The sequence below is a fragment of the Chitinilyticum piscinae genome (assembly GCF_015223195.1).
In the GTDB taxonomy this organism is placed as follows: domain Bacteria; phylum Pseudomonadota; class Gammaproteobacteria; order Burkholderiales; family Chitinibacteraceae; genus Chitinilyticum; species Chitinilyticum piscinae.
The window spans coordinates 40,320-53,127 of the sequence record NZ_JADFUA010000004.1; the positions used below are offsets into that span (position 1 = coordinate 40,320).

Below are 12,808 nucleotides of genomic sequence, written 5' to 3' on the forward strand. Positions count from 1 at the left end.
TCCTGTTCTGCCATGTCCCACTATCAGAAATTCAAACAGCGCCCGGGCCAGGTCCTGTTGCTTGCAAGTGCAGTGATTGTCAGTGTGCTGGTGCCGGTTTGGTATGTCTGGGTCATGCTCAGTCTGAAGCTGGATCTCGGTGGCCGCAATCCGGAAGTCACGCTGCTTGCGAATCTGCCGGGCTATGCGCAAGCTGCCGCACTCTGTGATGGAGCGATCAACACCCCGCAGGGGGTCTGGGTTGTTACTAGGGGTGATGAGTACAGCATGCAACAGGCGTTCGAAGCCAAGCCTCCGGCACTGGATTTTCTGACTCTGGCTGGTGAACAGAACCAGTCATCGCTGTCATCGCTCTTGGTGCGCAGCCGCGATGACAATACCATCATCGCCAAAGCGGATGGTGATGGCCGCATCCGCTTCAGTGGGGTGGTGGAGGATAATCTGTGTCCGCTATTCAGCCATGATGGAAGCACGGCCTGGCTGCGCACCATGCTGACGCACGAGCTTGGCACAGGCGACGAGAAGAAACGCGTCCTGACTACCTTTCGCAGTGACGATCAGGGCAAGAGCTGGCAAATCGACGAACAGGGGCTGAGCCCTTTGCCGGACAAGTACCCCAGCGACTATCAGGTATTTTTTCCGTCCCGCCACGAGCGCTGGGTGCTCTATCGCAACGAGCAGACCTTGCCGGCCGAAGGGGATCAGGCGGAGCCTTTGCTGGCCTATACGGCCGATGATGGCAAAAGCTGGCAGTATCCGGTCACAACCGCGATGCTGGGTATGCCGGAGGCGCAACTTGCCCGCACGAAACTGCCCCGCGATGCGCTGACGGATATCACGACGCTGTATCTGACTCCCGTCGACGCGCAGCATGTACTGCTCTGGCAGGTCGTGACGCTGTATGACGCCAACGACGACAGCCGCAACGGCCTGCGCAGCAGTTACACGCAATTGCTGATATTGAGCCGCAAAGGGCAGGGATGGTCGGTGACACCTGCGCAGACCAAGGCCGACTGGAGCTTCGAGCCGATCCTGGTCGGGAGCGATGGCCAGATTTTTGGCGTACGCAACTTCGCCGGCGATGCGCCAGACGAGATCTGGCAATTTGATGTTACCGCAGGACTCTGGGTAAAGCGTGGCGACGCGCCCAATCCGTTCGCGCCATTCCCGTCCAGTACGAGCATCAGCAGCTTGCGAGCCGGCAAGGGCCTGCTGCTGGCGGAAGTGCATGCCCGCCATTCCCCGCCCGTGTTTTTTACGGGCGGGAAAGAAGCCAGCATCTCAGGTCGTGCCCACTATTACTCCACGGATGCGGGACGCAACTGGCGGCGCTTTGATACGCGCCAATATGAAACGCTTGCGGGCTTCGATCCGGCAAGCAACCGGGTCTTGCGTTATGAGGAGCAAGCCGGCGGAATGCGGATAACCGCCCAGCAACTGGATTGATGCAGCTTCATACATCAGTTGGTATTAGTCTGTGGGCCTTTAAAATTAAGGCTTGGGGATAGATACGTCGTGTTCATAACTGGATGGACTGAGGGCTCAGCAGGCGTGGCAAATGGGCCTCGCCCGAGCATGAGCGATCGGAGAGCCTGGCATGGTCTTGCCGCAGGCACATTCGCGAGTGCCGGAGCATGAGTATCCTTGGTAACTGATCTGAACTGCAAATCGATGCGTTGTGTTTTTTACTGCGGGGGTTTTTGTGTTTGCCGTTGAAGTCATTCTGTTTCGTCTGACCATGTTTTCTTTTTTGATTGGTGTTATTTACTTTTTGATATCTTATATCGCTCAACATGTGAGTAGTAAAACTACCCCAAGATGGCTGGATGTGCTTGGTTTTGGTGCAATCGGTGTATCCATTTTGGTCATGATTGCGAATATCTATATCGATGAGAATAATGTTGATCTGACCTTTACCAAGGTGGCAGGTGAGGATGACAAGAAAATTATTGAGGTTAATTTGAATGGGTACATACTGAACATGCAAAAAAAGTCGCCCGAATTTGCACAAGACCTGTGGTCAATCCGGCTTGAAAAGGGGGGGTATTTGCAGGTTCGTTGTGTTGATCATGATAAAAATGCTGAAGGTATTCAGTTCTCGGCTAGAGCGAATCCGGAGTACACCGGTATTCCATACTTGAAATTTTCACTCGGGCGCAGCATGAATGAAAGGTTCGGCTTCGATCAGCTAGCGATTCCCCGTTTCACGGATACCGCGCTTGATGATGGCTATACTCGACAGGCGTTTCAGGGGGAGCTTTTTGATCTTTTTGCCACCATGAGTCAGCAATGTAAAGAAAAGACGAAGGGCGCATGGAAAAGGAAAGTGGCACTTGATCGAGAAATAAAGCGGCGCGAAATTTCGCAAAAACTGGAACAGGTGGCGATAAAAAGCATGCAGGGTCTCTCGCAGGCTCATGTGCAGGAACTCATTACGATTGAGAAAAAGGCGAGTCAGATTTTTCTTGGTCGATGCAAAAACAATCGATCAGGGCGAAGCGGGGATTTCTGGCCAGTGCGTGACGAGGCTAGATATCCGACATTACAGTTTTTCGATATCCAATTACGCCGGCATGCTGATCAAGTTATCGCGCATATCAATATTCCCGATACTAAAACGATTGATGCAGGACAGGCAGAGATGGAGCTGATCAAGTTAGTGGAAGATCTTGATCAGGTGTGTCAGAAACTGTGAATGTTTGAGTTGCAAAAATCGCTCGGCGCTCATCGTGTTGACTACGGTCCTTTGGGCTTTCGTCAGTCCGTTTTGTGCAAAACTGCCGTGCCGCTGGCATGCCTGCTTCATATAATGCCCGTATGCCGACTACCGCCATCACCACCAGCCCTGTGCCGCAACGCCTGCTGGTGGCCTCGTACAACATCCACAAGGGCCTGTCGCCACTGAACCGGCGGCTGGTGCTGCATGACGTGCGTGCGGCGCTGAGCGGCCTGGCACCCGATGTGCTTTTTCTGCAGGAAGTGCAGGGCGAGCATCTGCGTCACGCGGCGCGCTTCGAACACTGGCCGTCCGAGCCTCAGCACGAGTTTCTGGCGGGGGACGACTGGCTGGCAACCTACGGGCGCAATGCGGTGTACAACCACGGGCATCACGGCAATGCGGTGCTGTCGCGCTTTCCGGTCAGTCGCTGGCATAACCATGATCTCACCTTGCATCGTTTCGAGCAGCGCGGTTTGCTGCATTGCGTGGTGAATATCCCGCACTGGACCAGCCCGCTGCATGCCTTCTGTGTGCACCTGAACCTGCGTGCCCGCGACCGGCAGCGCCAGCTGGCAATGCTGGTCGATTGCATCCGCAACGAAGTCCCCGATCATTCTCCGCTGGTGCTGGCTGGTGATTTCAACGACTGGCAGAAGCAGGCATCGGCGTTCCTGCGCGCCGAGCTGGGCCTGGCAGAAAGCTTCGAGGCCTTGCATGGCCGTCCGGCAAAGAGCTTTCCGGTGCGCATGCCATTCCTGTGTCTGGACCGGATTTACACGCGCGGCTTACGCATTGAAACCGCCGAAGTGCTCTCCGGCGCGCCCTGGCATGCCATGTCGGATCATGCGCCGCTGTATGCCAGCCTGTGCCGAGGCTAGCTGGATGTTGAGCAAGTCGCTTTCTTTACCGGTATCAAGCATCGGGCCAAGCCCGGCGCAAACCGATGTATTTGGAATCAGCAAGCTGGATTCTGTTTTTCAAGCTTTTTTTCCGGCTTCGGCAAAACGGATAGTAAGCTTTCGATAGCCTGCAAAGCGGCAAATGCGCAAGAAGCGGATTGCGGCACTCTGACTGATCGGTAACACTGCTGCGCTTGATCCTGCGGAGTTGCCATGTCCACGCTCAATCTGCTGCGCCTGTTGCTGCTGGCGGCCATCTGGGGTGCTTCCTTTCTGTTCATGCGCCTGGCCGTCCCGGCATTGGGGCCGGCGTGGCTGATATTCAGCCGGGTGGCGCTGGGAGCGCTTTTCCTGCTTGCCGTCACGCTGGTGCTGCGCCAGCCGACGGTCTGGCGTGGCCATCGCCGGCATTTTCTCCTGCTGGGACTGCTGAATACCGCCTTGCCGTTTCTGCTGTTTGCCTATGCCGCGCGGGTGCTGCCGGCCTCGCTGCTGTCCATCCTGAATGCCAGTGCGCCGATCTGGGGTGCGGTGATTACCGCACTGCTGCAGCGCACGCTGCCGGCCTGGCGTGTGCAGCTGGGCCTGCTGCTGGGCTTGTGCGGGGTGGCGGTGCTGGCCAGCAGCGGCGCGATGGCGCTGCCGGCGGGCGCCGGCCTGGCTGTAGTGGCCGGGTTGATCGCACCATTCTGTTATGCGCTGGCCAGCAGTTATGCCAAAGAGCCCCCCAGCGTGCCGGCACTGGCCAATGCCCACGGCAGTATGTGGGCCGCAACGCTGCTGGCGTTGCCACTGTTACCCGTCGTACCCGCCGCCGGCCCTGTGACGACTGGGGCGCTGCTTGCTGTGCTGGCACTTGGTGTGCTTTGCAGTGGCGTCGCCTATCTGCTGTATTTCCGTCTGGTCGACGAGCTGGGGGCGGCTGCCGCGCTGACGGTTACCTACCTGATCCCGGTCTTTGGCGTGCTGTGGGGCGTGCTGTTTCTGGATGAACGCATCGGCGGCAATACGCTGGCGGGGGGCGCACTGGTCTTGCTGGGAACCGCACTGGTGACCGGACTGTCGTTACGCCAGTTCCGTGGAGCTCGCTGATGCAGGCCCTTGATGAAGCCAGCCGGCATTATGCGCTGGTCGCACGCAGCATCCGTTACCTGCGTGAACATGTCCGCGAGCAACCTTCACTGGATGAACTGGCGGCGGCGGTCCATCTCAGCCCCGCACATTTCCAGCGTGTATTCAGCGAATGGGCCGGGCTTTCCCCCAAACGCTTTCTGCAATACCTGACAGCCCGGGAGGCCCGAACCGCACTGCTGGCCGGACGTTCCGTACTGGATGCCGCGCTGGAGAGCGGGCTTTCGGGAACCAGCCGGCTGCATGAGCTGCTGGTGACGACGGAGGCCATGACGCCTGCCGAAGTGCGGGCAGGCGGCGCCGGAGTGGCGCTCTACTACGGGTCGGCAGCGACGCCATTTGGCGCTGCGCTGCTGGGATGGACGGCACGTGGCCTTTGTCACCTCGGCTTCGCACAGGAGGGAGATGGGGTAAGCCCGGAAGCGGAGCGGCTGCGTCAGGCCTGGCCGCGCGCTGCGCTGCATGCCGATCAAGCGGGCGCCGCCACGCTTGCAGCACGCATTTTTGCCGCTCAGCCAGCTGACCGGCCATTGCATCTGCTGCTGCGCGGCAGCAATTTCCAGTTGCGTGTGTGGCAGGCGCTGCTGGCAACCCGGCCGGGCGAGCGCCTGTCCTACCGCGATCTGGCGCTGCGAGCCGGCGCTGCGCGTGCGCAACGCGCAGTGGGGTCGGCGCTGGCGGCCAATAGGCTGGGCTGGTTGATTCCCTGTCACCGAGTGATTCGCGAAGACGGCGAAGTCGGACAATTTCGCTGGGGCTGCGAGCGCAAGTTGGCGATGCAGGGCTGGGAGGCTGGTCTGATCGATCGCTGAGGGGTATGTGAATGCAATCGCTGTTTTGATTGATAGTTATGCATATACCAGCCAGCCTATGCCCGTATGCTGTTCGTCATGCTTGTCAATATGCGAAATTTGTACAAGATAGATGCAGCCAATAGCCTGTACAAATTGATGCGATAGCCATTTTTGATTGTTTTGTATTGTACAAAAGCGTACAGTGAGTTGTACAAACTACAAGGCAGGCATCATGGCTCACAGTGATCAGCGCAAACGCATCGCCGTGATTGGCGGTGGCATCAGCGGTTTGTCTGCCGCCTGGCTGCTGGCGGCACAGCATGACGTAACGCTGTTTGAAGCAGCCGATTACGTCGGCGGCCACAGCAATACCATCGATGTCACCCTCGATGGCATCACCCATCCGGTTGATACCGGGTTTCTGGTGCACAACGACCGCACCTATCCCAATCTGATTCAGTTGTTTGCCCATCTAGGCGTCGAGACGGTGGCCAGCGACATGAGTTTTGCCGTCGCCATGCCCAGCCTCGACCTGGAATGGGCGGGCAGCAATCTCGATACTGTGTTCGGCCAGCGCAAGAATCTGCTGCGTCCGACCTTCTGGCGCATGCTGCGCGACATTTTGCGTTTCAATGCGCAAGCCGCGCGCCATCTGGCAGACGCGCGCGAATCCGGCGCCACGCTGGGCGAGTTGCTGCAACGCGAAGGCTACGGCGATACGATGCGTGACTGGTATCTGCTGCCGATGGCGGCGGCCATCTGGTCCAGCCCGAATGGCGAAATCCTGCAGTTTCCGGCTGCGACCTTTCTGCAGTTCTGCCTGAATCACGGGCTGCTGCAGGTGAATGACCGCCCGCAATGGAAAACCGTGCTCGGTGGCTCGCGTGAATACGTGCGCCGCATGCTGCCGCGCATCCAGACCGTGCATGTCACTACTCCGGTCAGCGCCGTGTGGCGCAACCACGAAGGCGTGCAGGTCGAATCGGCGCTGGGGCGCAAGCGCTTTGACGAGGTGATTTTTGCCACGCATGCCCCGCAGACGCTGGCCATGCTGACGGACGCCAGCGCAGACGAAACCCGCATCCTGGCCAGCGTGCGCTACCAGCCCAACCGTGCCGTGGTGCATACCGATCCGTCCTTCCTGCCGCGGCGCAAGAAATTGTGGTCGGCGTGGAATTATCAGGGCGGCCCGCAGGGCGACGAGCTGCAGCGCGCAGTCTGTGTCAGCTACCTGATCAATCAATTGCAGCCGCTGCCGTTCAACAAGCCGGTGATAGTCACCCTCAATCCCTGGCACGAGCCGGCGCCTGAGCATCTGCTGCGCGAAATCCACTACGAACATCCGCTGTTCGATGCTGCAGCGATTGCCGCACAGGCAGAATTGCCGGCCATCCAGGGGGTGAACGGGGTCTGGTTCTGCGGCGCCTGGTGCCGTTATGGCTTCCACGAGGACGGCCTGCAGGCCGGCATGGCAGTGGCCCGGGCGCTGGGGGCAACGGTGCCCTGGCAGGCCGAACTGGATGAGGTTTTCATGCCGACTGCCGGGGAGCTGCGCGATGTTCGCCGGGCTGCCTGACGCCAGCCTGTGCTTCGGGCGGGTGATGCACCGCCGGCTGCGGCCGGCCGAGCACCGCTTCGATTACGGCGTGGGCTTTCTGCTGCTGCGCGTGGCCGCGCTGGAGAGTCTGCCGCGCATCGCCGGTTTTGCAATCAACCGGTTCTCCGCGCTGTCCTTTCACTACGCCGATCATGGTGATCGCAGCGGCCGAGCGCCCGAAGCGTGGATCCGCGAGCTGCTGGCGCAGCATCAACTCACGCGAGCCGATGGAGAGGTATGGCTGCAGTGTTTCCCGCGCATGTTCGGTTATGTCTTCAACCCGGTCAGCTTCTGGTATTGCCTCGATCAGGCCGGCGCCTTGCAGGCCGTGGTGGCCGAGGTGCACAACACCTTTGGCGAGCAGCATTGCTATCTGCTGACCAGCTGCGACGGCCGGGCGATTGCCGCCGGCTGCGAGCTGGCTTGCCGCAAGGTGCTGCATGTGTCGCCGTTCAATGAGGTGACTGGTGGCTATCGTTTCCGTTTCGACCACCAGGCAGGCCGGCTGCGCGTCGCCATCCGCTATGACGACCCGGAAGGTCCCCTGCTGCATACCGCCGTGTGGGGCGCGCCGCAGCCGCTGGCTGCTTCGAGCGTACGCCGGCTGTTGCTGGGCTATCCGCTGATGACCTTTGGCGTGATGGCGCGCATCCACTGGCAGGCACTGCGCCTGTGGCTGAAAAAAGTTCCGTTTTTCCGCAAACCGGCTCCACCGCTTGAAGAGGTGACACGATGAATACCCGAGTGATTGCCCAACCCCGCATTGCACCTCGCCAGGCCCCCTGGCGTGCCCGGCTGTTGCTGCAGCAGCTGGACAAGCTGACTGGCGGCCTGCTGCTGCTGGAGCTGCCCGACGGCAGCCAGCGCGCCTGCGGGCATGGCCAGCCGCAGGTAACGCTGCAGGTGCGGGACTGGGCCGCGTTTGGCCGCATCCTCGCCAGTGGCGACATCGGCCTGGCGGAAGCCTACCGGGACGGCCAGATCGACTGCGACGACTGGACCGCGCTGATCCGCCTTGCCATCGCCAACCGCGCGCAGCTGGAAGCCGCGATCAATGGCAACTGGCTGGGCAAGCTCGCCTACCGGCTGCGCCATCTGTTCAACGCCAATACCCGCAGCGGTAGCCGGCGCAATATCTCGGCGCACTACGATCTGGGCAATGCCTTCTACCGGCTGTGGCTGGACGAAACGATGACCTATTCCAGCGCCTGTTTCGACGGTGATCTGTCGCTGGATCTCGCGCAGGCGCAGCGGCGCAAATACCTGCGTCTGCTGGACGGGCTGCAGGCACGTCCGGGGCAGAGCGTGCTGGAAATCGGCTGCGGCTGGGGCGGGCTGGCGGAAACCGCTGCGCGTGCCGGTTTGCGCGTTCAGGGGCTGACGTTGTCGACCGAGCAATTGGCGTATGCCCAGGAGCGCTTGCGCGCGGCGGGGCTCGACAAGCTCGCGCAGTGCAGCCTCACCGATTACCGCGATCTGCCGGCCAGCGCCCGTTTCGATCACATTGTTTCGATCGAGATGTTTGAAGCGGTGGGCGAGCGCTACTGGCCGACGTATTTCGCCACGCTCAAGCGGCACCTGTCGCGCGAGGGGCGGGCTGCACTGCAGGTCATCACCATCGACGAGAGCCTGTTCGACGACTACCGGCGCGGCACCGATTTCATCCAGCAGTACATTTTCCCCGGCGGCATGCTCCCCAGCCGTACGGCGTTTGAAGCACAGGCGCGCGACGCCGGGCTGCGCGTGGTGGAGCGGCGCGATTTCGGCATCGATTACGCCGAAACCTTGCTGCGCTGGCGGCAGGATTTCGAGGCACATCTTGATGCCATCCGCGAGCAGGGCTACGACGAGGGCTTTATCCGGCTGTGGCGTTTCTACCTGTGCTACTGCGAAGCGGGTTTCCGCGCCGGCAGCATCGGCGTCTCGCACTGGTGGCTGGAACACGCCGGGTAGCAGGGGGGTGAAAAAGTCGGCTTCTGCACCGGTATCAAGCGCCGGGCTGAGCCCGGCGCAAACCAGCGCATTAAAAATCAAGGACTTGTTTTTTCTTTTCATACATTTTTCCGGCTTCGCCGAAAAAACGGTTCACAGGCTGCTTTACAACAGCCTGTTAGGGGGTGGGTATGACTCGCTTTGTTCTGATTTTATTTGGCTGCATGGCAATACATGCCGGTGTATTAGCCGAGGCGCCACGCTGGCTGCAGGACAAGCTGCCGCAGGCACAGCTGGTGGGCAAGGGCGAGATGCGCTGGCTGGCCTTGCGCATCTACGATGCACGCCTGTACGCCCCGCAGGGCAGGCTCAGCCCGAATCAGCCCTATGCGCTGCAGCTGATTTACCGGCGCGAGATCGAGCGCGATGACATTGTCAGCACCAGCGTCGATGAAATCCGCCGCCTGTTCGGGCCGGTACCGGCACTGGCACAGTGGGAAGATGCCATGCGCCGGGTGTTTGTCGATGTGAAGGACGGCGACGAGCTCACCGGTGTCTACCAGCCCGGCGGTCCCGCGCGCTTCTATCAGCAGGGGCGGTTGCTGGGCGAGATTGCCGATCCGGAGTTCGGCCGTGCCTTCTTCGCGATCTGGCTTGATCCGCGCACGCGCGAGCCGGGCCTGCGCCGTGCCTTGCTGGGGCAGCCAGCATGAGCGCGCCCGCAGGCCGTGCCTGGCTGCGCTACGGTTTGCTCGGGCTGCCGCTGGCGATGGCTGCCTTACCGCTCTACGTCACTGCGCCACGGCACTATCACGATCAGCTGGGGCTGGGACTCGGGCTGACCGGTGCCGCAGTGCTGGCAGCTCGGCTCTTCGATACCCTGCAGGATCCCTTGCTCGGGCGCTGGTTGGATCGACATCCGCCGCTGGAAACACCGGCGCGCTGGACGGGGGCGCTGTTGTTGCCACTGGGCTTGCTGGCGCTGTTGCAACCACCTCTGCTGTCAGCCTGGGCGCTGGCCGGCTGGCTGATGCTGTCGCTGGCTGTGATTGCACTGGCGCACAGCCTGATCACACTGCCCTATCTGGCGCTGGGCCTGCGCCTGGGGGGCCCGCAGGAAGGGAGCAATCGGCTCAATGGCAGCCGCGAAGGCTTTGGCTTGGTCGGCGTGCTGCTTGCCAGCGCACTGCTGCCCGCATTGCTTGCGGGTGCGACCGCGTGGCTGCTGCTGGCCCTGGCGGTGCTGGCGCTGCTGCTTTTGCTCGCGGTCGTGCTGTTGCCACGGCATGCGCTTGCTGCACCTGCCATGCTTGCCGATAAACGGCATGGGGTATGGCCCGCAGAATCAAATATTCGCAAGTTTCTGGCGGTATACCTGGTTAATGCCGTGTCGGCCGCGCTGCCGGCGACGCTGGCGCCATTTTTCATTGCCGACGTGCTGCAGGCCGAGCGCTGGCTGGGCCCCTTGCTGGCGCTGTACTTCTTCGCCGCCGTCCTTGGGCTGCCAGTCTGGGTGTGGCTGGCGGGACGCTTCGGCCGGCTGATTTGCTGGCGCGCGGCAATGCTGGCCAGTGTGCTGGCCTTTGTGCCGGTGCCCTGGCTGGGTGCGGGCGATGTCATCCCTTTCGCCGCGATCTGCGTGCTGACCGGGCTGCTGCTGGGAGCCGATCTGGTGATTCCGCCGGCGATGCTGGGTGCGCTGGGCGGTGAAGAGGCACTCACGCAGCGTTACGGCTGGTGGAGTCTGTGCGGCAAGCTGGCGCTGGCGCTGGCGGTGGGCCTGTCGCTGCCGCTGTTGCAGCTGCTGGGCTTTTCCTCGGGCAGCGGCCAGGGGCTGCTGGCGCTCGCCGTGTGTTACGCGGCCTTGCCCTGCGTGTTCAAACTGCTGGCCTTCGGGTTGCTGCAGCGCTACCGCGCTGAATTTGCCGTGGCCGATGCCGCGAATGAGTCAGCGACTTGCCCCGTCACCAAACCCGTTTCATTGCAGGAATGCCGATCATGAAAAAACTGCTAGCCATTCTGACTTTCGGCCTTGCCGGCTGTGCCGGCGTCTCGGTCGATGCCTATCGCGACCAGCAGCCGGTGCTGAAGCTGGAAGAGTATTTCAATGGCACCATCGACGGCTGGGGCCAGTTCCAGAAGCGCGACGGCACGGTCGTCAAACGCTTCAAGGTGGTGATCGACGCCAGGTGGCAGGGCAATACCGGCGTGCTCGATGAGCATTTCAGCTACAGCGACGGCAGTACCAGCCGGCGCGTGTGGACGATCACCAAAGAGGCTGACGGTCGCTACAGCGGCACCGCCGACGATGTGGTCGGCAAGGCCACTGGCCGCGCCGCAGGCAATGCATTGCAGTGGGCGTACACGCTGAAGCTGCCGGTCGACGACAAGGTGTATGAAGTCAGTTTCGATGACTGGATGTGGCTGCAGCAGGACGGCGTGCTGCTCAACCGCTCCGCCATGAGCAAGTTCGGCTTCCACCTGGGCGAAGTCACGCTGGCGTTCAAGAAACGCTGAGGGAGACTGAAATGGCACTCAATCCGCCGCTCACCGACTGGCACGGCCAGCGCGTCTGGATCATCGGCGCCTCTAGCGGCATTGGCCGCGCGCTGGCGGAAACGCTGGGGCGGCTGGGGGCGCGTGTGGCGATCAGTGCGCGCCGCGCTGCCGTGCTGGACGAACTGGCGTTGCCGGACGATGCGCTGCGCCTGCCCTTTGATGCGTGCAGCAAGGCGGGCTGGGCTGCGGCGATCGGTTTTCTGCATCAACGCTGGGGTGGGGTAGACGTATGGGTGCACTGCGCCGCCGATTACCAGCCCACGCGGGCCTGGCAGCTCGATGCTGATGCGGCCAGCCGTGCGTTGGACGTGAATCTGCACAGCGTGTATCTCGGCCTTGCTACGATTATGCCGGTATTGCTCGCCAACCAAAGCGGGCGTTTGGTTCTGCTGGCAAGCCCCTCTGGGTATTTCGGCATGCCCGAGGCGATCAACTATGGCCCGCACAAGGCAGCGCTGATCAATCTGGCCGAAATCCTGCACGTTGATCTGGCCCAGAAGGGCATTGCTGTCCATCTGGTTAACCCCGGCTTTGTTGCCACGCGGCTGACCGCGCGCAACGACTTTGCCATGCCCGCGCTGCAGACCCCGCAGCAGGCAGCCGATGCCATCGTCGCCGGTCTGGCACGTGGCGAATTCGAAACCCATTTTCCGAGGCGCTTTACCCTATGGCTGAAACTGCTGCGACTGCTGCCCTTTGCCCTGCGCCGACCACTGCTGCGCCGGATTGCCCGCTAGGCGATGACACCCTGCTGGCCGAGGGGCTGGCGCGCGTGCTGGCCTGCTATGCGGCGCTGGATCTGGCGAGCATTCCGGCGCTTGCGGCCTGCTATGCGCCGGAGGCGCGCTTTCGTGATCCGTTCAACGATGTGCGTGGACGCGAGGCGATTGCCGCCATCTTCCGCCACATGTTTGCCGCAGTGGCGCAGCCGCAATTCCGCATCCTGCGGTACTGGCGCACCGGGCAGGATGCGATGGTCGAATGGCAGTTCGATTTTGTCCTGCGCGGCAAGGAGCTGTCGTTTGACGGCTGCAGCCGGCTGGTGCTGGGCATGGACGGGCTGGTGCACTCGCATCTGGATTACTGGGATGCTGCCAGCGGCCTGTATGCCCATCTTCCCCTGGTGGGCGGGCTGATGCGCTGGCTGGCGGCGCGCATGCGATAATGGGGCGCAATG

General features: G+C 61.5%; 13 protein-coding genes. All 13 read left to right on the forward strand.

Annotation, left to right across the window (positions count from 1 at the left end; translation table 11 throughout):
- Nucleotides 1-12: 12 nt before the first annotated feature.
- Nucleotides 13-1,446: a hypothetical protein gene (locus tag INR99_RS08170; RefSeq protein ID WP_194115850.1), complete on the forward strand. Its 1,434-nt coding sequence runs from the start codon at nt 13-15 to the stop codon at nt 1,444-1,446.
- Between the two features lie 256 nt (nt 1,447-1,702).
- Nucleotides 1,703-2,695 carry a hypothetical protein gene (locus INR99_RS08175; protein ID WP_194115851.1) on the forward strand — a complete coding sequence of 331 codons (993 nt, stop codon included), beginning with the start codon at nt 1,703-1,705 and terminating at the stop codon, nt 2,693-2,695.
- Nucleotides 2,696-2,793: 98 nt separating this feature from the next.
- Nucleotides 2,794-3,597 carry an endonuclease/exonuclease/phosphatase family protein gene (locus INR99_RS08180; protein ID WP_228098171.1) on the forward strand — a complete coding sequence of 268 codons (804 nt, stop codon included), beginning with the start codon at nt 2,794-2,796 and terminating at the stop codon, nt 3,595-3,597.
- A 234-nt stretch (nt 3,598-3,831) separates the two neighbouring features.
- Entirely contained in the window at nt 3,832-4,710 is an 879-nt protein-coding gene (locus tag INR99_RS08185; RefSeq protein ID WP_194115853.1) for a DMT family transporter, read from the forward strand.
- Nucleotides 4,710-5,561, forward strand: coding sequence for a methylated-DNA--[protein]-cysteine S-methyltransferase (locus INR99_RS08190; RefSeq protein ID WP_194115854.1), 852 nt, complete (start codon nt 4,710-4,712; stop codon nt 5,559-5,561). Before INR99_RS08185 ends, INR99_RS08190 begins: the two co-directional genes overlap by 1 nt.
- Before the next feature lie 214 nt (nt 5,562-5,775).
- A complete protein-coding gene (locus tag INR99_RS08195) occupies nt 5,776-7,119 on the forward strand; it encodes an NAD(P)/FAD-dependent oxidoreductase (RefSeq protein ID WP_194115855.1) in 1,344 nt (447 codons plus the stop codon).
- A complete protein-coding gene (locus tag INR99_RS08200) occupies nt 7,100-7,876 on the forward strand; it encodes a DUF1365 domain-containing protein (protein ID WP_194115856.1) in 777 nt (258 codons plus the stop codon). The genes INR99_RS08195 and INR99_RS08200 overlap by 20 nt, the downstream gene beginning before the upstream one ends.
- Nucleotides 7,873-9,093, forward strand: coding sequence for an SAM-dependent methyltransferase (locus INR99_RS08205; protein ID WP_194115857.1), 1,221 nt, complete (start codon nt 7,873-7,875; stop codon nt 9,091-9,093). Before INR99_RS08200 ends, INR99_RS08205 begins: the two co-directional genes overlap by 4 nt.
- A 203-nt stretch (nt 9,094-9,296) precedes the next feature.
- Complete coding sequence (locus tag INR99_RS08210) at nt 9,297-9,785, forward strand: chalcone isomerase family protein (RefSeq protein ID WP_228098172.1); 489 nt, start codon at nt 9,297-9,299, stop codon at nt 9,783-9,785.
- Nucleotides 9,782-11,074, forward strand: coding sequence for an MFS transporter (locus tag INR99_RS08215; protein ID WP_194115859.1), 1,293 nt, complete (start codon nt 9,782-9,784; stop codon nt 11,072-11,074). The genes INR99_RS08210 and INR99_RS08215 overlap by 4 nt, the downstream gene beginning before the upstream one ends.
- Nucleotides 11,071-11,589 (forward strand): DUF3833 domain-containing protein, encoded by a 519-nt coding sequence (locus INR99_RS08220; protein ID WP_194115860.1) that lies wholly within the window; start codon nt 11,071-11,073, stop codon nt 11,587-11,589. The genes INR99_RS08215 and INR99_RS08220 overlap by 4 nt, the downstream gene beginning before the upstream one ends.
- Nucleotides 11,590-11,600: 11 nt before the next feature.
- A complete protein-coding gene (locus tag INR99_RS08225) occupies nt 11,601-12,368 on the forward strand; it encodes an SDR family NAD(P)-dependent oxidoreductase (protein ID WP_194115861.1) in 768 nt (255 codons plus the stop codon).
- Nucleotides 12,299-12,796, forward strand: a complete 498-nt coding sequence (locus tag INR99_RS08230) for a nuclear transport factor 2 family protein (protein ID WP_194115862.1) — start codon at nt 12,299-12,301, stop codon at nt 12,794-12,796. Before INR99_RS08225 ends, INR99_RS08230 begins: the two co-directional genes overlap by 70 nt.
- The last annotated feature ends 12 nt before the right edge of the window (nt 12,797-12,808 follow it).